The sequence below is a fragment of the Streptomyces sp. 11x1 genome, from assembly GCF_032598905.1.
Classification (GTDB): Bacteria; Actinomycetota; Actinomycetes; order Streptomycetales; family Streptomycetaceae; genus Streptomyces.
The window spans coordinates 10,163,684-10,184,239 of the sequence record NZ_CP122458.1 but is presented as its reverse complement, the minus strand read 5'-3'; the positions used below and the strand labels follow the sequence as shown (position 1 = coordinate 10,184,239).

The window sequence follows — 20,556 nt, the reverse complement described above, 5'->3', positions numbered from 1 at the left end:
GGCACCGGGGCGGTCCGGCCGCACACGGACAGGAGACGGCGGAGGGGTCGGCGGAGGGGACGGTGGATGTCCGGCGGTCATGGGCCGTCCTCAGTCGTGCGGGGCCTGGCCGCTGACCCGGTGGTCGGCGTGGCTGAGCGCCTCCACGACCAGGCGCTTGAGGTGCCCGTCGGCGAGGCTGTAGTAGATGTGACGGCCTTCGCGGCGGGTGTCCACGAGCCCGGCCAGCCGCAGCTTCGCCAGATGCTGGCTGACGGCCGTGCGGGACGCCTCGCAGCGGTCGGCCAGTGAGCCGACGTCCGACTCGCCCTGCGCGAGCAGCCACAGCAGATGCAGCCGGGTGACGTCGGAGAGCATCGCGAACACTCCGGTCGCCTCGGTGAGCCGTGCGCTGTCGGGGGCGCGCAGATGCGCACCGGACGCAGGTGACACGGCATGGCGTTCAGGCATGCGCCCAGCCTAGGCGCTCCGCTCGGGGTGCGGGGGGGGGGTCGGCCATTGGGTGCGGGTTCGTGGGGGCTGGTCGCGCGGTTCCCCGCGCCGCTGCGGGGCGCTCCCCTCCCGCCATCATGTGCATAGGTGCGCACATGATGGTTATCATCTGGTCATGCTTGCCGTACTGCGTCATCGTGTCTATCGGCGGCTCTTCGCCGCCCAGATCGTGGCCCTGGTGGGGACCGGGCTCGCGACCGTGGCGCTCGGGCTGTTGGCGTACGACCTCGCGGGCGCCCGCGCCGGTTCCGTCCTCGGTACGGCACTCGCGATCAAGATGGTGGCGTACGTGGTCATCGCCCCCATCGCGGGCGCGGTCGCCGACCGGCTGCCGCGCCGGGCCCTGATGGTGACGGCGGACCTGGTGCGCGCGGGGATCGCCCTGTCACTGCCGTTCGTCGGCGAGGTCTGGCAGGTGTACGTCCTGGTGTTCCTCCTGCAGTCCGCGTCGGCCGTGTTCACGCCCACCTTCCAGGCCGTCATCCCCGATGTGCTGCCCGAGGAACGCGACTACACCCGGGCCCTGTCGATGTCCCGGCTCGCCTATGACCTGGAGAGCCTCTTCTCCCCCGCGCTCGCAGCCGCGCTGCTGTCCGTGACGACCTACGACGGGCTGTTCACCGGCACGGTCCTCGGGTTCCTCGCCTCGGCCGCGCTGGTCGTCTCCACCGCCCTGCCCGAGCGGGCCGCGGTCACCGCCCCGCGCGCGGGCGGCGTGTACGCCAGGGCCACCGCCGGGACGCGTCTCTTCCTCGGCGTGCCCGAGCTGCGGGCCCTGCTCGTCCTGAACCTCGCGGTCGCGGCGGCCGGGGCGATGGTGACGGTGAACTCCGTCGTCTACGTCCGTGATGTGCTCGACCTGTCCGCGGGCGCCCTGCCGCTGACGCTCGGGGCGTACGGGGCGGGGTCGATGGCCGTGGCGCTGGTACTGCCCCGGGTGCTGGAGAAGGTGCAGGACCGAGCCGTGATGCTGCCGGGCGCGCTGTCGCTGGCCGTGGTCTTCGCCGGGCTCGGGGCCGTCACCGCTGCTCAGGGCGGGAGTTGGCGACTGTCCGCGCTGCTGGCGCTCTGGGCCGCGTTCGGTGCCGCGTGCTCGGCGGTGCTCACTCCGGCGGGGCGTCTCGTCCGCCGCTCGGTGTCGCCCGAGGAGCGTACGGCCGCGTTCGCCGCCCAGTTCTCCCTCTCGCACGGTTGCTGGCTGCTGACGTATCCGCTGGCCGGATGGCTGGGGGCGACGGCCGGGCTGAACTGGGCGGTGCTCGCCCTGGGTTCGCTCGCGCTGGGCGCGGCGCTGACGGCCGTACGGCTGTGGCCGGCGTCGTCGACGTCCCACGTGCACGCCGGGCTCCCCTCCGGTCACCCCCATCTGGTGGGCGCCCGACGCGTCCGTGCCGGGTGGCGGCACAGCCACGGCCATCTCACGGACGGGCTGCACGCGCACTGACGGGCTGCACGTGCCCTAGGTGCGGCGTCAGCCGGTCGTCCACTTCTGCTCGATCCGCGCGCACCGCCAGACCAGCAGGGCGACCGCCCAGGTGACGAAGAAGAGGCCCACGACGACATAGCCGACGGTGTTGAGATCGACGCCGGCGACCCGGTCCCAGAAAATGCCGTGCAGATGGGCCTTCTCCGCGACGAGGCCGAGGAGTTCGACCGTGCCGATGACCAGAGCCACGGCCACGGACAGGCCCGTGACGGTGAGGTTGTAGTAGACCTTGCGGACCGGTTGGGAGAACGCCCAGCCGTAGGCGAAGTTCATGAACGAGCCATCCACGGTGTCGAGGAGCGACATCCCGGCCGCGAACAGGACGGGCAGGCACAGGATCGCGTACCAGGGCAGCCCGGAGGCGGCGCCCGAACCGGCCAGGACCAGCAGCGCGACCTCCGTCGCCGTGTCGAAGCCGAGGCCGAAGAGCAGGCCGATCGGGTACATCTGCCAGGAGCTGGTGAGGGACCTCATCAACCGCCCGAGGAGCCGGTTCATCAGGCCCCGGCTGTGCAGCTTCTCCTCCAGCGCGGCCTCGTCGTAGGCGCCCGAGCGCATCTCGCGGAAGACCTTCCAGATCCCCACCATGATCACCAGGTTGACGACGGCGATGACGTACAGGAACGTCCCCGAGACGGTGGTGCCGATCCAGCCGGTCGTCTCGTGCAGCACGGAGCCGTCGTCGCGGACCGGCCCGGCGAGCGACTTGACGCCGAGGGTGAGCAGGAACGTCAGGGCGAGCACGATCGACGAGTGGCCGAGGGAGAACCAGAAACCGACCGACAGCGGCCGCCGCCCCTCCCCCATCAGTTTGCGGGTGGTGTTGTCGATGGCGGCGATGTGGTCGGCGTCGAAGGCGTGCCGCATGCCCAGGGTGTAGGCGGTGACGCCGATACCGATACCGAAGGTCTTGCTGCCGACGCTGTAGTGCTCGGGAGCGACGATCACCACGAGTGTGAACCAGCCGATGAGGTGCAGCGCGAGGATGAACCCGGCCATTCCGGCCAGGCTCGCCCACTCCCCGCGCGTCAGGAAGCCGCTGATCCGCCGCCAGGAGAGTCCGCCCGTCCCGGCGGTGGCCGAGGGGGCGGTGTCGGTGCCAGGAGCCATGGAGCGTGCGCCTCTTCTTTCGTGGGTATGTGCGGTCGCACCCCCTCAGCCTTGTGCGCCATATTGGTAGCTGCAACTGGCTCGCAGTAAAGCTCGCGTCTGCTTTCGGTCAGGCCGTGGACTCCCGCCGACGTGCGGGGCGTGCGCCGGAGCGTGCGCCCGGGTGTGAGCTGTCGCACGACGCCCGCGCACCCCTCGCCTCCGCTTGTCAGCGTCCTTATCTGGGCACTACTGTCACCACGCCTTGGTGAACGGGAAATCCGGTGTGATGCCGGTGCGGCCCTCGCCACTGTGATCGGGAAGTCCGGCTCCGGTCCTCACGGACAGCCACTGGGTCTTCGGACCCGGGAAGGCGGAGCACGGGCGGTGTCACCCGTAAGCCAGGAGACCGGCCAAGGCGCGTCAACCATCCACGAGGTGCTGGAGAGGGTCTGCTAAGCCATGCACATAGCCGAGGGTTTCCTTCCTCCGGCGCACGCGATCGCCTGGGGCGTCGCGTCCGCGCCGTTCGTCGTCCACGGAGTACGGGCACTCACCCGTGAGGTCAGGGAGCACCCCGAGAGCACACTGCTGCTCGGTGCCTCGGGTGCCTTCACCTTCGTCCTGTCCGCGCTGAAGCTGCCGTCGGTCACCGGGAGTTGTTCCCACCCCACCGGCACCGGTCTCGGCGCCATCCTGTTCCGGCCGCCGATCATGGCGGTCCTCGGCACCATCACCCTGCTCTTCCAGGCCCTGTTGCTCGCCCACGGGGGTCTGACCACGCTCGGCGCCAACGTCTTCTCCATGGCGATCGCCGGCCCCTGGGCGGGGTACGGCGTCTACCGGCTGCTGCGGCGCTTCGGCGTGCCGCTGATGGTGACGGTCTTCTTCGGCGCGTTCGTCGCCGACCTGGTCACCTACTGCGCCACCAGCGTGCAGTTGGCGCTCGCCTTCCCCGACCCGAGCAGCGGCTTCCTGGGCGCGCTCGGCAAGTTCGGCTCCATCTTCGCCGTCACCCAGGTCCCGCTCGCGGTCAGCGAGGGTCTGCTCACCGTGCTGGTGATGCGCCTGCTGGTGCAGTCGAGCAAGGGCGAACTCACCCGGCTCGGCGTGCTCCTGACCGACCGGCGGAGCCGTACCGGTGCCGGGGCGGAGAACGAGAGCGAGGCGGTGGCCCGATGAGCCGGAACACGAAGATCAACGTACTGCTGCTGCTCGTCGTGGCCGCGCTCGCCGTCCTGCCGCTGGCCCTCGGCCTCGGCGACCACAAGGAGCAGCCGTTCACGGGCGCCGACGGCGAGGCGGAGACGGCGATCACCGAGATCGAACCGGACTACGAGCCGTGGTTCTCCCCTCTCTACGAGCCGCCGTCCGGTGAGATCGAGTCGGCGCTCTTCTCCCTCCAGGCCGCCCTCGGCGCGGGCGTCCTCGCCTACTACTTCGGCATCCGCCGGGGCCGGCGCCAGGGCGAGGCCCGGGCGCGGGCGCTGCTGGACGCTGCCGGGCAGACCGACAAGGCTCCGGAGGAGCCGGTGGACGCGACCGTCGCGGCCTCGACCGCGAGCGCGTCCGGCCCGGCGGCGAGCGTTCCGGCCGCCGCGGCCTCGAAGGGCGCGTCGGGGGCGTCCGGCGCCTCGGACCCGACCGGCGACGCAGGCTCGTCCGGTCGCTCCGGGGCCAGCCCGGCCGGGCGGGGCTGATCCGGGTGCTGCCGATCGACGCGGCGGCGCACAGCAGTCGCTGGCGCCGCCGTCATCCCGTGGACAAGGCCGTGCTCGGGCTCGGTCTCACCGCGCTCGCGATCTCCCTGCCGCCCTGGCCGGGCGCGGCCCTGGTCCTGCTGACCTCGCTCGTGGTCCTGCTGGGCCCCGCGGGCGTGCCCGGCCGTCGGCTGTGGCGGGCCTACCGGGTGCCGTTGGGCTTCTGCGTGACCGGCGCGCTGCCGCTGCTCGTGCAGGTGGGCGGGCCGGACGGGTTCGTCACCCCGGCCGCCGGCGGAGCGGTCCGCGCCGGGGAGCTGTTGCTGCGCACCTCGGCCGCCTCCCTGGGCGTGCTCCTGTTCGCCTTCACGACCCCGATGTCGGACCTGCTGCCCCGGCTGGTCCGGGCCGGGGTGCCCGCGCCGGTCGTGGACGTGGCGCTGGTGACGTACCGGATGAGCTTTCTGCTCCTGGACTCGGTGCGCCGGATCCGGGAGGCGCAGGCTGCGCGACTGGGGCACACCACCCGGGCCGCCACCTGGCGTTCCCTCGCCGGGCTCGGCGCCACCGCGTTCGTCCGGGCCTTCGACCGGGCGGCACGGCTGCAGACCGGGCTCGCCGGACGCGGGTACGACGGCACCCTGCGTGTCCTGGTGCCCGAGGCCCGGGTCTCCGTGCGGTTCACCACGGCCAGTGTCGCTCTTCTGGCGGCCGTGGCCGCCCTCACCCTCGTACTGGATTCGTCCTGGAAAGGCCGCTGACATGAGCGAGCCCGTGCTCGTCGCCCTGCGGGGCGCGTCGTTCGCATACGAGGACGGACCGCCCGTGCTCAGCGAACTGGACTTCGAGGTGCGCGCGGGGCGCGCGCTCGCCCTGCTGGGCCGCAACGGCAGCGGCAAGACCACGCTGATGCGGCTGCTCAGCGGCGGACTGCGGCCCCGCGCGGGCGAGTTGACCGTCGAAGGGCGGCCGGTGTCGTACGACCGCAAGGGGCTCACCCGGCTCAGGACGACGGTCCAGCTGGTCGTCCAGGACCCGGACGACCAGCTCTTCGCGGCGTCCGTCGCACAGGATGTGTCGTTCGGACCGCTGAACCTCGGACTGCCCGACGCGCAGGTGCGGGACCGGGTGGACGAGGCGCTCGGCGCGCTCGGTATCGCCGCCCTCTCCGACCGGCCGACCCATCTGCTCTCCTACGGCCAGCGCAAGCGGACCGCCATCGCCGGGGCGGTCGCGATGCGGCCCCGGGTCCTGATCCTCGACGAGCCGACCGCCGGACTCGACCCGGACGGACAGGAGCGGCTCCTCGCCACCCTGGACGAGCTGCGGCGCTCCGGCACCACCGTCGTGATGGCCACCCATGACGTCGACCTCGCGCTGCGCTGGGCCGACGACGCGGCGCTGCTCACCCCGTCCGGCGCGCGCACGGGCCCGGTGGCGGAGATGCTCGCCCGCACGGATCTCCTGCACCAGGCGGGGCTGCGGCTCCCCTGGGGTGTCGCGGTCGCCCGATTCCTGCGCGAGCAGGGGCTGTTGGCGCGGGAGGAGGCGGGCCCGCGCACACCGGACGAGTTGGCGGCCCTCGCGGAGGCGGACGCCGGTCCGGGGGCGCGGCTGCCTCAGCCTCAGATCCGCAGGCCGTAGACGCGCACGGCGGTGCCCGCGAAGACCTCCCGGTGTTCGGCCTCACCGAGTCGGGACATCAACGTGTCGGCGACGTCCAGGACTTCGGCGTAGTCGGAGGCGAGTCGGCAGACCGGCCAGTCGGAGCCGTACATCAGCCGCTCGGGGCCGAAGGCGTCCAGCGCGGTGTCGGCGTACGGGACGAGGTCCGCGACCCGCCAGGAGTGCCAGTCGGCCTCCGTGACCAGGCCGGAGAGCTTGCACACGGTGTTCGGCAGGGCCGCCAGCCCGCGGATCTCCCCCGCCCACGGCTCCAGTTCACCGGAGGCGACGGCTGGCTTGCCCAAATGGTCCAGGACGAAGGTGAGTCCGGGAAGGCGGGCCGCCGCCTCCACGGCGGCCAGGAGCTGGTGGGGCCGGACCAGGAGGTCGTAGACGAGTCCCGCGTCGGCGACCGCAGCGAGGCCCCGCAGCACGTCCGGGCGGGTCAGCCAGCGGGGGTCGGGCTCACCCTGCACCTGGTGGCGGATGCCCACCAGGTACTCCCCGCCGGGGGCCTCGCGCAGTTCGGCCAGGGCGTCGGCGACGGCGGGAGAGGTGAGGTCGGCCCAGCCGACGACCCCGGCGACCACGTCGCTGCCGGCGGCGAGGGCCAGGAACTCGGGGGTCTCCTCGGGCACGGTGATCGTCTGGACCAGGACCGTGGCGGTGACGGCAGCGACGCTCGCAGCGGACTCCAGCTCACGGAGGGTGAAGTCGCGGCGCAGCGACGCCAGTTCGGGTCCGGTGATCCAGTCCTGGTCGCGGCCGGAGAGATCCCAGACGTGGTGGTGGGCGTCGACGGTCCAGGCGTCGGTGTCGTCCGTTCCCATCACAGGTGCCACACCACCGGCAGTCCGGCGTCGGAGCCCTCGGCCGAGTAGTCGTGGACGACGTCGAGGAGTTCGGCCATCCGGGCCTGCCAAGCGATGTTGACCGGCAGCTTCTCCAGTTCGGCGATCATCGCCGGGTAGTCCTCGACCTCCAGCAGGTGGAAGAGGTCGGTGCCGCTGCGCCAGATCGTCCACTCGCTCACCCCTGCGGCGCGGATGGCGGTGGTGAGTTCCCCGGGGACCTCGCGGTGGGCCGCCTCGTACTCCTCGACGCGGTCGGCGCGGACCTTGGTGTGCAGGGCGACCCTCACGACGGGTCCTTCGGCTGCGGGACGGGGGTGTGCGGGCTCAGCAGACCCTCGGCGCGCAACTCGTCCCAGAGGGCGGCCGGGACGGTGCGGCCGTTCAGGTCGACCGTGTCGCGCACCTCCTCGGCGGAGCGCGCGCCCGTGAGCACGGCCGCGACCGCCGGGTGCGCGGAGGGGAACGCCAGGGCCGCGCCGCGCAGCGGCACGCCGTGGCGCTCGGTGACCGCCCTCAGCCGCAGGGCGCGGTCGAGCACGGGCTTCGGCACGGGAGCGTAGTCGTACGTGGCCTGCGGCTTCGGGTCGGTCAGCAGGCCGGAGTTGAAGACGCCGCCGATGATCACGCTGCGGCCCCGGGCGGCGGCCTCGGGAAGCAGTTCGTCGAGGCCCTCCTGTTCGAGGAGGGTGTAGCGGCCGGCCAGCAGCACCACGTCGATGTCGGTCTCGCGCAGGAAGCGGGTGGGCACGGCGCACTGGTTCATGCCGACGCCGATGGCGCCGACGACTCCCTCGTCGCGCAGCCGCTCCAGCGCCGGGTAGGCCTCCCGCAGGGCCTGTTCGACGTGGTCGTCGGGGTCGTGGAGGAGGACCACGTCCACCCGGTCCAGACCGAGCCGTCGCAGGCTGGCCTCCAGGGAGCCCAGGACGCCGTCGGCGGTGAAGTCCCAGACGCGGCGGTGGGTCGCGGGGACCGCGAAGCCGTTTGCCAGGTCGTCGCCCTCGGCGGTCTCGTTCTCCACCAGCAGCCGGCCGACCTTGGTGGAGATCGTGTACGACTCCCGGGGGCGGCCGCGGAGCGCGGCGCCGAGGCGGCGTTCGGACAGGCCGAGCCCGTAGTGGGGGGCGGTGTCGAAGGTGCGGATGCCGGCGTCCCAGGCCGCGTCGATCGCGGCGGCGGCCTCCTGGTCGGTCACCGGGCGGAAGAGGTTGCCGATGCCCGCGGCACCGTAGGCCAGCTCGGTGACGCGGACTTCGGTGCGGCCGAGGGTCGTGGTCCTCATGAGCCCGCCGGGCGGAGCCTGAGGCCCTGCATGCCGCCGTCGACGGCGAGGGCGGTGCCGGTGACGGACGCGGCGGCGGGGCTCGCCAGATAGACGATGGCGGCGGCGACCTCGTCGGCGGTGACCAGACGGCCCATGGGCTGGCGGGCGTTGAGCGCGGCGCGCTCCGCTTCGGGGTCGTCGGCGGCGCCGAGGAGGCGGCCGACCCAGGGGGTGTCGGCGGTGCCGGGGTTGACGCAGTTGACGCGGATGCCCTCGCGGACGTGGTCGGCGGCCATGGCCAGGGTCAGGGAGAGGACGGCGCCCTTGCTGGCGGAGTACAGGGCGCGCTGGGGCAGGCCGGCGGTGGCGGCGATGGAGCAGGTGTTGACGATGCTCGCGTGGGAGGAGGCGCGCAGGTGGGGCAGGGCCGCGCGGCTGGTGCGGACCATGCCGAGGACATTGACGTCCAGGACGCGCTGCCACTGTTCGTCGGAGTTGTCCTCGACGGTGCCCTGCGCGCCGATGCCTGCGTTGTTGACGACGATGTCGAGTCCGCCGAGCCGCTCGGCGGCCTCCGTGACGGCGGCCCGTACGGAGGCGTCGTCGGTGACATCGGCCTTGAGGGCGATCAGCGGGGCCGAGGCCCCGGAGGGGTCGAGGTCGAGCACCGCGACCCGGGCGCCCCGTGCGGTCAGCAGTCTGGCGGTGGCGAGCCCTATCCCGGACGCGCCACCGGTGACGATCGCGCGGAGCCCCGTCAGCTCACCTGTCTGCCCGGTCATGCGACTTCCTCCCGTCCAGCGAGGTCGGCGGCCCAGAACGTGCCGTCCGGGTAACGGTATTCGGCGAGCGACCCGGCCCGCATGGTTGCGGAGTATCCCGGGGTCAGGGGGGCGGTGTAGTGGCCCTCGCGGATCACCACGGGGGCGGTGAAGTGCTCGTGGAGGTGGTCGACGTACTCGATGACCCGGTTCTCGGTGGTGCCGGACAGAGCGAGGTAGTCGAACATGGACAGGTGCTGGACAAGTTCACACAGACCCACACCCCCGGCGTGCGGGCAGACCGGGATGCCGAACCTGGCGGCGAGCAGCAGGATCGCCAGGTTCTCGTTGACGCCGCCGACGCGGGCGGCGTCGATCTGGAGGACGTCGATGGCGCCGGCCTGCAGGAGCTGTTTGAAGACGATGCGGTTGTGCACGTGTTCGCCGGTGGCGACCTTCACCGGGGCGACCCCGCGGCGCACGGCGGCGTGGCCGAGGATGTCATCGGGACTGGTGGGCTCCTCGATCCAGTACGGGTCGAAGCCGGCGAGGGCCCGGGTCCACTCGACCGCCTCGCCGACGTTCCAGCGCTGGTTGGCGTCGATGGCGATGCGGATGCCGTCGCCGACGGCGGCGCGGGCGGTGCGCATCCGGCGCACGTCGTCGGCGAGGTCGGCGCCGACCTTCAGCTTGATCTGGGTGAAGCCGTCGGCGACCGCCTGCTTGGCCAGCCGGGTGAGCTTCTCGTCGCAGTAGCCCAGCCAGCCCGGTGAGGTGGTGTAGGCGGGGTAGCCGCGCTGAAGCAGCACCGCCTCGCGCTCCGCGAGCCCGGCGCGGCCCTCGCGCAGCAGCCGCAGGGCGTCCTCGGGGCTGAGGGCGTCGGCGATGTAGCGGAAGTCGACCTGGGAGACCAGCCACTCCGGCTCCGCGTGGGCCAGCAGCCGCCACAACGGCAGGCCGGCGCGCTTGGCCGCCAGGTCCCAGACGGCGTTGACGACGGCGCCGATCGCCATGTGCATCACGCCCTTCTCGGGGCCGAGCCAGCGAAGCTGGCTGTCGCCGATCAGGTCACGGCTGACCGAGCCGGGATCCGCGCACACCTCATCGGCCGAGCGGCCGAGGAGATGGGGCCGCAGCACGCCGATGGCGGCGACCTGCACATCGTTGCCGCGGCCGATGGTGAAGGTGAAGCCGTGGCCTTCGAGACCGTCGCCGGCATCCGTGCGCAGCACGACGTAGGCGGCGGAGTAGTCGGGGTCGGGGTTCATGGCGTCCGACCCGTCCAGCTCCCGTGAGGTGGGAAACCGGACGTCGTAGGTGTCGACCGCGGTGATCCGGGCGGAAGTTGCAGTCACAGGGGTCCTCAAGGGGGTGCCTTTCACGCTCGGCCGAAGATCTGGCGCTGGCTCCCGAGCCCGTCGATCTCCAACTCGACGGTGTCACCCGGGCGGAGATAAGGAGTGCCGGGCAGGCCGAGGGCAACCCCGGCGGGCGTACCGGTGTTGATCACATCACCGGGCTGCAGCACCATGTACCGGCTGAGGTAGGCGACGATCTCGTGGACCGGGAAGATCATGTCGCGGGTGTGCCCGCGCTGACGCTCGACACCATTGACGCTCAGCCGCAGCCCCAGGCCCTGCGGATCACCCACCTCATCCGCACTGACCAGCCACGGCCCCATCGGGTTGAAAGTCTCGCAGGACTTGCCCAGATCCCACTGCGAGGAGTACTCCAGCTGGAACTCACGCTCGGAGACGTCATGACTGACCACGTACCCGGCAATCACCCCGGCCGCCTCCCCGGGACCCTCCAGATAGCGGGCCCGCCGCCCGATGACAACCCCCAGCTCGACCTCCCAGTCGGTCTTGACCGAGCCACGCGGAATCAGCACCTCGTCGTACGGACCCACCACCGTGCCCGGATCCTTCATGAACACCACCGGACGCAACGGGACAGCAGCACCCGTCTCCGCAGCATGATCGCGGTAATTGAGCCCCACACAGATCACCTTGCCGGGACGGGCGAACGGGACACCCACCCGCAACCCCCCGGCATCAAGCACAGGCAGCCCTCCCGCCTCAACCGCCGCCCGAACCCGGTCGAGACCCCCGGACGCGAGAAAAGCACCGTCGATATCACCGGCCACGGACGACAGATCCAGCAACCCGCCATCATCGGTGCGCACAACAGGCCGCTCCTCTCCCGGGGCGCCGACGCGTAGCAGTTTCATTGGGACAGCTCCCTTGCCATGGGGTTCATTCATTCATCGGAGGAATGGTGCACCGCGACTTTAGGTGCAGTTCGACATCCTGACAACGCATCCCTCGGATGCATGTGGCCACAGCCGAGCTTCCACCGCTCATAGATCCGACATGTCTGACTTAGCCGCCACCGGAGCCCGCCGGAGTGCGGACCGCGTCGCCCGGACAGACGGTCGAATTCCTGCTGGACAACCTTTTGTCAGGTCAGCAATGCCGTCGTAGCATCCTCGATGCCCTAGATACATCGGAGGAATCGCAAGAGCCGAACAACCGCAGCGTGGCCGAAAACGCGACGCTCACCGTCACCGCGGATCCACCCCCCTCTCGGCGCTGTCCGGCGGCAACCAGCAGAAGGTCGTCGTCGCCCGTGCCCTGGCCACCGACCCCCAGATCCTGGTGGCCATCCGCCCCACCAACGGCGTGGACGTCAAGTCCAAGGAGTTCCTGCTGCGCCGGATCCAGCAGGTCTCCGACGGCGGGAAGGCCGCGCTGATCGTCTCCGACGAACTGGACCACCTGAAGGTGTGCGACCGGCTCGTGGTGATGTTCCACGAGCGGGCGGTCGCCGAGTTCGACCGTGGCTGGAGGGACGAGCAGGTGGTCGCCGCCATGGAGGGGGTGGCCGACCGGGCCGAGACCTCCGGCACCGGCGCGCACGGCTCCGCCGGCGATCCGCCCGTCGTCCCCGCCGACGCCACTGAAGAGCACGGAAGGGAGCCATGTCCGCCACCACTGATGTCACCGACCCCGCCACGAGCATGACGTGGGACACCGCCGGAGACACTCGCCGCGGGCTCGAACAGGGCAGCGGCTGGATCTTCCAGGTCTTCGCCGCCACCGTCATCGGCGGGGTCAGCCTCAACGGCGGCAAGGGATCGGTCTTCGGCGCGCTCACCGGTCTGCTGACCCTGCAACTCGTCGTCAACGTCATGACGTTGGCCGGGGTGCCGCCGCTGTGGAACCAGTTCCTCAATGACGCGATCATCATCGTCGCACTGATCATCTCGCGCTTCGCCTCCGGCGAGAAGCAGGAGTAGTCCCGGTACAGGGCGGCACCTCGTGGCACTCACGGACGAGGCGATGGACAAGGTCGACGGGCTCACCCGGGAGGATCCCCTCGGCGCGGCAGAGGGCTGACCGCGCTACAGGTCCGCGGCGTCCTCCAGCTCACCGAGGTCGACGAACTTGAAGCCGGTCGCGGTGCGCGTGCCGCCCTCGCCGTCGGGGACCCCGGGCGTCTCCTGGCCGTCCTGGACGACGAGCAGGCCGCGCGGGTAGCGGCTGCCCAACGGGGCGTTGAGGACGGCCGCGCCGTCGCACTCCTGCACCCCGTCGAGGGTGTCCGACGCGGCCCCGACACGGAAGCCGCCCTCGTACTCGTTGCCCTCGCTCACCTCACGGTCGTACAGGGCGAAGGTGTCGTCGCCCTGGCTGGAGGCGAGCAAGTAGCCGTCCCCGTCGCGGTCCTGATAGAGCGTCAGACCCTCGATGTCGGCCGACAACCGCTTCCCGCCGTAGCCGGGGTCGGCGCCGGGCACGCACTCCTCGGCCTCCTCGTCGTACGTGCCGCGGACGCCGTACTCCCGGGTCCTGTCGATCAGGACGGGCTTGCCGGTGAGGTCGGCGCGCAGCCGCCAGATGCCGATGTCCTCCTGGCCTGCGTAGAGGGTGCCGGTGGCGGGGTCGACGACCATGCCCTCGACCTGCGGGAGTTCACCGGGTTCGGCGCAGGGGCTCCATCGGGTGCCGTTGGGCAGCCGGAAGGAGGCGGGCAGGTCGAGGGTGCGGACCTTGCGGTAGCCGACCCTGCCGTTCGCCGCCGGGAGGAGTTCCAGCAGGGCGAGGCGGGTGCGTTCGCGCTGGCTGACCAGGGCGTAGGACCGGCCGGTGGCCCTGTCCGTCCAGGTGGCGAGGCCGTACGCGGTGCGCTGGTCGTTGATCTCGGCCTGGTCGGCGGAGAAGACGGGGGTGGCGGCCGGGTCGGTGACATCGGTCAGCGGACCGTCCGGGCGGGTGGGGTCGATGCGGTAGATCCGCAGCCGGTCGCTGCCACGGTCGCTGACCACGGCCACGTCGGCCCGGCCCGCGGAGGTGCGCAGGCCGGTGACGAGGTCGACGTTGTTGTAGCGGCCCGGGGCGTCGTCCGGTGTCGGCGGCTTGGGTGCGGCGAGGGACTGCACGAGGCGGGCGTCCAGGTCGTAGACACGCAGACCGCCCTCCTTCGCGGTGGCGACGACGAGGCTGCGGTCCGGGTCGGCGGGGTCGCGCCAGATCGCCGGGTCGTCGGCGTCGGAGTTGCCGCCGGCCTCGTCGTCGTACAGCGCGGCGGACTCGCTCCTCGCGGTCACCGTCGGGAGCGCTACCGTCCCCGCTCCGGCGGGGGTCGCCGCGAGGAAGGTGGTGAGCGCGGTGACCGAGGCGAGAAGGGCGGCTCTCCGAGCAGTGCGGGGCGTTCTCACAGGCGTTCGCTTCCTTACCGTCGTGACTGCCGTCGGTGGTCCTGACTGCCGTCGGTGGTCCTGACTGCCGTCGAGGGTTCTGACTGCCGTCGAGGGGCGGGGCCGGGTCGGTGATCGGGCCAAGTCGATGGTGCGGAGAGAAGCTTGCGCGCAGACGGACGTGAGCTGTCCATGCGGACGCGGTGAAACGGCCGTGGTTCGGCCGAAGTTCGCCCGGATGTCGCCCGATGCGGTCACTTCACATGGCGCGCCGGGAGCGTGCTGACGTGCAGCAGGTGTTCCAGCGGTCCACGGCGGAACCACCGGGTCCAAGCGGTGGCGAGCAGCAGGGCGACCGCACTGTAGAGGAAGAGGTCGAGGAGGGCCGGGCCGGTCTCCTCCTCCATGCCGAACTCCCGGATGGCGAGGATGTGCAGGACGTACGCCGTCAGGGCCGTCATGCCGACGGCGCACACGGGCCGGGCGAGGCGCGCGCAGCGGGGCAGTCGGTCCACGGCCGTCACGCACAGCACCACGACGAGCAGCGCGACACCGGTGTTGCCGAGGATGGAGAAGGTCGTCTGGCTGTGCGGCGCGCCCACCAGGAGCCAGGCCGCCGGGGTGTCGTCGACGAGGTAGCCGACGGTGTCGGACCACCAGGCCGAGGCGGCCCCGTCGCCGTCCGCTGCGGCGGCGACGGTGGCTCGGGCGTGCGGGACGAGGCGCAGGGCCAGCCAGGAGCCTCCGTAGCCGAGGACGGTCAACGCGCCCCCGGCCGCGGTGAGTCGGGTGCGGACAGCGGCGCAGGTGAGGTCGAGCCGGGCCACCGCCATGCCGGCCAGCATGAACGACATCCAGGTGAGCACCGGGTACTCGCCCGTGAACAGCAACTCCATGAGGCCGTCCGTGTCGCTGACCCGGGCCAGCGGGTCGGTGGCGACGATCGCGTCCGCCCAGTCGCCGTCCTCGATCGACAGCCGTACCCCGTACATGACTTGGGGCATGACGAGCGCGCCCGCGGCGGCAAGGAGCGCGAGAGTCCGGACGCGCAGGCGATGGAAGGGCAGGACGGCGAGGAAGGTCAGCCCGTAGAAGGCGAGGATCACGTCGACGTCGGTGTCGAGGGCGGTCAGGGCGAACCCGAGCACGATCAGGACGAGGGAACGGATGACCATCCGGGCGACCGCCTGCCGTCCGGCGCGCCCGGTGCGGGGGTGTGGGCGCCCGGTGATCAGGACCAGGGTGAACCCGGCGAGCAGCGCGAACAGCGCCGAGGAACGGCCCCGCGCCAGTTCCATCACGAAGCCCAGCGGCCCGCCGTTCGCCGGCTCCGGACCGACGTGCGCGGCGTACATGCCGAAGACCGCGAGCCCCCGGGCCAGATCGATGCCGACCAGCCGCCCGGTGGACGGCCCTTGGGGGGCTTCTGCGGTTGCGGAGGCCGGGGCGGGAGCCGGGGCCGCGGCGGAAGCGAGTGCCGGCGCGGCGGCCGGTGGGGACGACAGGTCCGGTGACGTGTCTGGTGTCATGGCCTTCAGCGTCGGGGGCGCGAGGGGCGCGTTCCCATCCGGCGGGTGGCTGGAACGTCCCCGCCGAACAGCCGGAGTCCTCCCCGCCAGGTGACCAGAAATGGGGAGGAATGGGAACCTGGCGGCGACTTCGGGCGTCGTAGCGGTTCCAGCAGAAGTCCATTGGTGGTCCGACGACGAGCGGGGCACGGGTGATCCGGGTACTGGTGGTCGACGACGAAGCCCTGATCCGTACGGGCTTCGAGCACATCCTCAACTCCGCGGACGACATCGACGTGGTCGCGGCGGTCCCCGGCGGCCGGGCCGTGCACGCCGTACGGGAGCTGCGCCCCGAGGTCGTCCTGCTGGACATCCGTATGCCGGACGTGGACGGGCTGACCGTCCTCGCCGAACTCAGGAGACTCCCCCGCCCTCCCGTGGTGGCCATGCTCACCACCTTCGACATGGACGAGTACGTGGCGGCCGCCCTCCGCTCGGGAGCAGCGGGCTTCCTCCTCAAGGACACCGATCCGGAGCAACTTCCGTATCTCGTACGCACCTTGGCGGCCGGTGGGGTGGCGCTGTCGTCCCGGGTGACCCGGACCGTCGTCGACGGCTATCTGGACAACGGGCTCCGGGAGGCCGCCGTCCGGCTCGTGGACCGGCTGACCGAACGTGAGCGGGACGTCCTGGTCCTCATCACGGAGGGGCTGTCCAACACCGACATCGCTGACCGGATGCATCTGAGCACGGGCACGGTCAAGGACCATGTGAGCGCGCTGCTCACCAAGTTGGAGGTGGGCAGCCGGGTGCAGGCGGCACTGCTGGCCGAACGCGCGGGTCTGCTCAGGCGGTCGCGCTCCGCCGGCGGCGGACCCGGACGGGAGTCCGGATGAGGCCCCTCTCCGACGCCCCGCGTCCGTGGCACCGGATGACGGCTCTCGTCGGCGCCCCGCGTCCGTGGCGCCGGATGAGGGCCGTCTCCGGCGCCCTGAGTCCCTGGATCACGGATGCCGTGCTCGTCACGGTCTCCTTGGCGGACGTGTGGATCCACGACGTGGGCCCCCATCACCCCCAGGAGCTGGCCGCCGCCCTGCTCGCGGCCTTCGCGCTCGTCGTGCGCCGCCGGCTGCCGCTGCCGACCTTCCTGCTCGCCCTGCCGACCGCCCTGTTCACGGACGCGGTGTTCGCCACGCTGGTGGCGCTGTACACCCTCGCCTCGCGCACCCACCACCGGGTGCCGCTGGCCGTGTGCGCGTTGGGGTTCACGGTCTGCGACCTGACCTGGTGGTCGTGGCCGTCACCGGAGTTCACCGACATCGACGACCGCCAGGCCCTGATCCCGCTCTCCTACAGCGTGGCGCAGGCGACCGCGCCCCTCTTCCTCGGCCGACTCGTCCAGGCCCGCCGGGAGCTGTCGCTGCGTCTGGTCGAGGTCTCCGAGGCACGTGAGCACGAACGGCTGCTGATCGCGCAGGGCGTTCTGGCGAAGGAACGCGCCCAGCTCGCCCGGGAGATGCACGACGCCGTATCCCACCAGGTCAGTCTGATCGCCGTGCGCGCGGGAGCCCTCCAGGTGGGCAGCCGGGACACGGAGGCGAAGGAGGCGGCCGCCACGATACGGCGGCTGAGCGTGCAGACCCTGGACGAGCTGCGGCACATGGTCGGCATACTGCGGGCCTCCGGCAGCCGCCCCACCGAACTGACCCCGCAGCCCTCGCTCGCGGATCTCGACCGGCTGGTCGCCGGCAGCGGCATCGACACCGACCTGCGGACGGACCTGCCGGGCGATCTGCCGCCGCCCGTCCAGCGCGCCGTCTACCGCACCGTGCAGGAAGCCCTCACCAACATCCGCAAGCACGCCCCCGGTGCCACCGCCACCATCCGGATGCGCCAGGAGGACGGCACGCTGCGGGTGACCGTCACGAACACCGCGCCCAGCCGCCCGGCCCTCTCGCTGCCAGGCGCCCACCACGGCCTGATCGGTCTGCGCCAGCGGGCCGAACTCCTCGGCGGCACGGTCACCTCCAGGCATCTGGGCGACGGTGGCTACGAGCTGCGCCTGGAACTGCCGGTCGACGGCGCGCCCTGAGCCCGCACGGTCCGCCCTGATTGTTTTCTGCTGTCCATCAGAGAAGCACGATCACCGTCACGGCAGCGATCGAAGCCGCCGCCCTGGTTCGGCAACTGACGCACACGCACCCCGGGCCGCGCTAGGGCCGGGGCACTCGATGTGTCCGGTACTCGGAGATGCGACGCTCAGCCACCTGCCACGCGATGCCGGCGGGCCGGGCCCGGACTCCGCTCCGGCCAGTCAAGCGGAACGTTTCACCCATGCCGTCCGTCCAGGCCGTCCTGTCCGTGCGGTCCGTGCGCAGCGCCAGGATTCCCGCGCGCAACGCGGTGACCACCAGATGCGTACGGTTCTTCGCGCACAACTTCTCCCGGATGCTGCGCATATGGGAGGCTACCGTGCGGGGTGAGATCGACAGCTCACGGGACATGTCCGCATCCGACATGCCGTGGGCTGCCAGAAGGAGGATCTCCATTTCCCGGGCGCTGAGTCGGCCGGAGCTGTCCACTGTCATGGGTGCCTGCCTTGTTCAAAGTAGGGGTCGAGGACCCGCTGTCGTTCGTTGGCTGCGCTGTGACTCTTCCGTGACACCCGGGCAACGGCCATCGACCATTCGACCGATACCTGGCGGTAGTCATCGGCCGATCGGCCTCGGTCCCTCGCTCCGGGGCGGAACTTTCGCCGGGTAAGCGCCAACCGCCCGATTCGGCATGGGAGTTCGCCCGTCCGCTTCCCGGGACCGCCGGACCGGGCGGATGATCCATGGCATGCTCGGCCGCGTGAGCAGCACCCCCACACGTGTGATGATCGCCGACGACCAGGATCTGATCCGGGCCGGTTTCCGTCTCATCCTCGACGCCCAGGAGGGAATCGAGGTGATCGGAGAGGCAGCCGACGGACTCGCGTGCGTGGAGGCGGCGCGCGCCTTGCGGCCGGATGTGTGTCTGGTGGACATCCGGATGCCGAAGCTGGACGGGCTGGAGGTGACCCGGCTGCTGGCCGGACCGGGGGCCACACACCCGACCCAGGTGGTGGTGGTCACCAGCTTCGACCAGGACGACTACCTCAACATCGCTCTGCGCAACGGAGCGTGCGGCTTCCTCCTCAAGGACGCGGCGCCCGCGCTGCTGATCGAGGCGGTGCGGGCGGCGGCCCGCGGTGACGCACTGGTCTCGCCCGCGGTGACGGTCCGGCTGCTGAAGCATCTGGAGGAGCGGTCGGCGACCCCGGCGGAGGGCACCGGGGTGACCGAATCCTCGCTCAGCGCACGGGAGTTGGAGGTGGCCCGTCTGGTCGCGGTGGGCCGGACCAATCAGGAGATCAGCGACGAGCTGTGTCTGTCGCTGTCCACCGTGAAGACACATCTGGGGCACATCCACCACAAGCTCGGCGTACGCAACCGCGTCGAGGTGGCCGCCTGGGCCTGGGCCAACGGGATGGTACGGACCGGGCACTGACGGGGATTCCCCGAACGCCCTGTAATGGATCTATGACGCTTCCCACACATTGATCCACCTTCTGCCGGGGAGGCATGCACATGCCTAGCCTCCGGTTCTATGACAACTTCGTCACTCGGGGCACTCTCGGCACGAGCAACCCAGCCGCACCACCACGGCCGCCCCCGGCTACCCGCGCGACGGCTGGACCGCCACGCCCTGTACCCGGCGCTGGGTGTGCTGTGGCTGCTCGACGTCGGCATCATCGTGTCGCACCATCGTGGCCCTCTCGACTGGTTGCCGCTGGTGACGGGCCCCGCCGCCCTGGCCCTGGTGCTCGTGCCCGAATCACGGCTGAGCATCACTTGGCGTACCGGGGCCGCCGCGGCCGTCTCGTCGACGGTGACCCTGAGCATCTCCCTGACGGGCTGGGCCATGCCCCAGTGGGGGCTCCTGGAGACGGCGTGCATGCTGGTCCTGATCGCCCGCACCTGCCGCCAGGTGGCCCGACCCCGGGTCGCCTTCGCGCTGGCCGCCGCGATGGGGGCCAGCGTCATCGACGAGCCCCTGCGCACAGGAGGTATGGGGATCACCCTCACGTACCCGTTCCTGCTGACGTTCGCGGTCGGTGGCGCCGTCGGCGCGGGGTGCTACCTGCGCACCCTGGACGCCCGGCGCCGGCGCACGATCGCCGCCGTCAGGCTCGCCGAGCGGATCCAACTCGCCCGGGAACTGCACGACTTCGTCGCCCACCACGTGACGGGCATCATCGCGCAGGCGCACGCCGCCACTGTCGTCCACGAGAGCGAGCCCCACCAGGTCGGCCCCATCCTGGGCAACATCGCCGAGGCCGGGCAGCGGACCATGGACTCCATGCGCCGTCTGATCCGGGTGCTGCGCGAGGACGGCGAACAGGTCTCCCTCGAACGCCCCGAGGAGCCGTACGGCGAACTCGCAAAGCTCGTCTCGGAGTTCAGCAGCCAGGGCGACGGTTCGACCGCCCAGCTGGAGATCACCGGAGCCGCCCGCAGAAGCGGTCTGCTGCCCGAGGTGGGTTCGGCGGTCCACCGGGTGGTGCAGGAGGCGCTGACCAACGTACGGCGGCACGCTCCGGGCACCCAGGCCACGGTGCGCGTCCACCGCACCCGCGACGACCTGCTGCGGGTCGACGTCTACAACGAGGGGCCCACGGGGCGGGTCTCCCGTCCCACGGGCGGTCGTGGCGGCTACGGGCTGATCGGGCTGCGGGAGCGGGCGGAGGCGGTTGGCGGCTCCCTGACGGCTGGGCCGGACGACGAGGGTGGCTGGTGGCTCATCGCGCATTTCCCGGTGCTCCCGAAAGCCGAGCTCCAGGAATCCGAGGAGGGCGCCGCGCCGGGTTCCGCATCGGGTCCGGTCTCCCGTCGATCCTCCGGACGCCATGCGAAGCCGCACGCACCCTCCGAGCCCGAACCGGACATGAACTGGGACGCCAGTTAGGCGATCCGGGGGCCGTGAATTAGGCAATTCTGCGAATCGCGCCGGGACG

At 71.5% G+C, this 20,556-nt stretch carries 20 protein-coding genes, 2 pseudogenes and 1 riboswitch; of the genes and pseudogenes, 11 read left to right on the top strand and 11 right to left on the bottom strand.

The features are described from left to right. Positions 1-90: 90 nt before the first annotated feature. Positions 91-450 (bottom strand): metalloregulator ArsR/SmtB family transcription factor, encoded by a 360-nt coding sequence (locus tag P8T65_RS44830; RefSeq protein ID WP_033526294.1) that lies wholly within the window; start codon positions 448-450, stop codon positions 91-93. A gap of 157 nt (positions 451-607) precedes the next feature. Here P8T65_RS44830 and P8T65_RS44825 point away from each other — a divergent pair, with 157 nt between their 5' ends. After that, positions 608-1,936 carry an MFS transporter gene (locus P8T65_RS44825; protein ID WP_316731166.1) on the top strand — a complete coding sequence of 443 codons (1,329 nt, stop codon included), beginning with the start codon at positions 608-610 and terminating at the stop codon, positions 1,934-1,936. Positions 1,937-1,963: 27 nt separating this feature from the next. On the opposite strand, the gene P8T65_RS44820 is transcribed toward P8T65_RS44825, so the two are convergent. After that, positions 1,964-3,088 carry a HoxN/HupN/NixA family nickel/cobalt transporter gene (locus P8T65_RS44820; protein ID WP_399102748.1) on the bottom strand — a complete coding sequence of 375 codons (1,125 nt, stop codon included), beginning with the start codon at positions 3,086-3,088 and terminating at the stop codon, positions 1,964-1,966. 206 nt (positions 3,089-3,294) lie between these two features. After that, positions 3,295-3,500, top strand: a riboswitch (cobalamin riboswitch). A 29-nt stretch (positions 3,501-3,529) separates the two neighbouring features. Here P8T65_RS44820 and P8T65_RS44815 point away from each other — a divergent pair. From P8T65_RS44815 to P8T65_RS44800, 4 genes are read left to right on the top strand one after another with little or no spacing between them, the layout of a single operon-like run. Beyond that, positions 3,530-4,249, top strand: a complete 720-nt coding sequence (locus tag P8T65_RS44815; protein ID WP_316731165.1) for an energy-coupling factor ABC transporter permease — start codon at positions 3,530-3,532, stop codon at positions 4,247-4,249. Continuing rightward, entirely contained in the window at positions 4,246-4,767 is a 522-nt protein-coding gene (locus P8T65_RS44810) for an energy-coupling factor ABC transporter substrate-binding protein (RefSeq protein WP_316731164.1), read from the top strand. Before P8T65_RS44815 ends, P8T65_RS44810 begins: the two co-directional genes overlap by 4 nt. Positions 4,768-4,772: 5 nt before the next feature. Further along, positions 4,773-5,528, top strand: a complete 756-nt coding sequence (gene cbiQ / locus P8T65_RS44805; protein WP_230212636.1) for a cobalt ECF transporter T component CbiQ — start codon at positions 4,773-4,775, stop codon at positions 5,526-5,528. Between the two features lies 1 nt (position 5,529). Continuing rightward, entirely contained in the window at positions 5,530-6,411 is an 882-nt protein-coding gene (locus tag P8T65_RS44800; RefSeq protein ID WP_316731163.1) for an ATP-binding cassette domain-containing protein, read from the top strand. On the opposite strand, the gene P8T65_RS44795 is transcribed toward P8T65_RS44800, so the two are convergent. The 6 genes from P8T65_RS44795 to P8T65_RS44770 are packed head-to-tail and all read right to left on the bottom strand — an operon-like array spanning position 6,393 to position 11,541. Then, positions 6,393-7,262 (bottom strand): amidohydrolase family protein, encoded by an 870-nt coding sequence (locus P8T65_RS44795; protein WP_316731162.1) that lies wholly within the window; start codon positions 7,260-7,262, stop codon positions 6,393-6,395. The genes P8T65_RS44800 and P8T65_RS44795 overlap by 19 nt on opposite strands. After that, on the bottom strand, positions 7,262-7,573 hold the full coding sequence (locus tag P8T65_RS44790) for an L-rhamnose mutarotase (RefSeq protein WP_230212629.1): 312 nt from the start codon (positions 7,571-7,573) through the stop codon (positions 7,262-7,264). Before P8T65_RS44790 ends, P8T65_RS44795 begins: the two co-directional genes overlap by 1 nt. After that, a complete protein-coding gene (locus tag P8T65_RS44785; protein WP_316731161.1) occupies positions 7,570-8,568 on the bottom strand; it encodes an aldo/keto reductase in 999 nt (332 codons plus the stop codon). Before P8T65_RS44785 ends, P8T65_RS44790 begins: the two co-directional genes overlap by 4 nt. Then, positions 8,565-9,332 (bottom strand): SDR family oxidoreductase, encoded by a 768-nt coding sequence (locus P8T65_RS44780; protein ID WP_316731160.1) that lies wholly within the window; start codon positions 9,330-9,332, stop codon positions 8,565-8,567. The genes P8T65_RS44785 and P8T65_RS44780 overlap by 4 nt, the downstream gene beginning before the upstream one ends. Beyond that, positions 9,329-10,666, bottom strand: a complete 1,338-nt coding sequence (locus P8T65_RS44775) for an L-fuconate dehydratase (protein ID WP_316731159.1) — start codon at positions 10,664-10,666, stop codon at positions 9,329-9,331. Before P8T65_RS44775 ends, P8T65_RS44780 begins: the two co-directional genes overlap by 4 nt. Positions 10,667-10,689: 23 nt before the next feature. Beyond that, the gene (locus tag P8T65_RS44770; RefSeq protein WP_316731158.1) at positions 10,690-11,541 is read right to left on the bottom strand and encodes a fumarylacetoacetate hydrolase family protein; all 852 of its coding nucleotides are present in this window, start codon (positions 11,539-11,541) and stop codon (positions 10,690-10,692) included. Between the two features lie 343 nt (positions 11,542-11,884). On the opposite strand from P8T65_RS44770, the pseudogene P8T65_RS44765 reads away from it, so the two are divergent. Then, positions 11,885-12,334, top strand: a pseudogene (locus P8T65_RS44765) (hypothetical protein); the annotation flags it as partial. 38 nt (positions 12,335-12,372) lie between these two features. Beyond that, a pseudogene (locus P8T65_RS44760) lies at positions 12,373-12,609 on the top strand (ABC transporter permease); the annotation flags it as partial. Positions 12,610-12,714: 105 nt separating this feature from the next. On the opposite strand, the gene P8T65_RS44755 reads toward P8T65_RS44760, so the two are convergent. After that, positions 12,715-14,031 (bottom strand): phytase, encoded by a 1,317-nt coding sequence (locus P8T65_RS44755; protein WP_316731157.1) that lies wholly within the window; start codon positions 14,029-14,031, stop codon positions 12,715-12,717. A 233-nt stretch (positions 14,032-14,264) separates the two neighbouring features. Beyond that, positions 14,265-15,539: a DUF418 domain-containing protein gene (locus tag P8T65_RS44750; protein WP_316731156.1), complete on the bottom strand. Its 1,275-nt coding sequence runs from the start codon at positions 15,537-15,539 to the stop codon at positions 14,265-14,267. A gap of 191 nt (positions 15,540-15,730) precedes the next feature. Here P8T65_RS44750 and P8T65_RS44745 point away from each other — a divergent pair, with 191 nt between their 5' ends. Both P8T65_RS44745 and P8T65_RS44740 read left to right on the top strand, forming a co-directional pair. Next, positions 15,731-16,414 (top strand): response regulator transcription factor, encoded by a 684-nt coding sequence (locus tag P8T65_RS44745; RefSeq protein ID WP_316731155.1) that lies wholly within the window; start codon positions 15,731-15,733, stop codon positions 16,412-16,414. A gap of 74 nt (positions 16,415-16,488) precedes the next feature. After that, positions 16,489-17,610, top strand: a complete 1,122-nt coding sequence (locus P8T65_RS44740) for a histidine kinase (RefSeq protein WP_316731932.1) — start codon at positions 16,489-16,491, stop codon at positions 17,608-17,610. Positions 17,611-17,731: 121 nt separating this feature from the next. On the opposite strand, the gene P8T65_RS44735 is transcribed toward P8T65_RS44740, so the two are convergent. Continuing rightward, positions 17,732-18,106, bottom strand: coding sequence for a helix-turn-helix transcriptional regulator (locus P8T65_RS44735; protein WP_316731154.1), 375 nt, complete (start codon positions 18,104-18,106; stop codon positions 17,732-17,734). A gap of 253 nt (positions 18,107-18,359) precedes the next feature. On the opposite strand from P8T65_RS44735, the gene P8T65_RS44730 reads away from it, so the two are divergent. Together P8T65_RS44730 and P8T65_RS44725 are read left to right on the top strand one after the other, a co-directional pair. Beyond that, positions 18,360-19,049 carry a response regulator transcription factor gene (locus P8T65_RS44730; RefSeq protein ID WP_316731153.1) on the top strand — a complete coding sequence of 230 codons (690 nt, stop codon included), beginning with the start codon at positions 18,360-18,362 and terminating at the stop codon, positions 19,047-19,049. Between the two features lie 99 nt (positions 19,050-19,148). Then, entirely contained in the window at positions 19,149-20,507 is a 1,359-nt protein-coding gene (locus tag P8T65_RS44725; RefSeq protein WP_316731152.1) for a histidine kinase, read from the top strand. Positions 20,508-20,556: the final 49 nt, after the last annotated feature.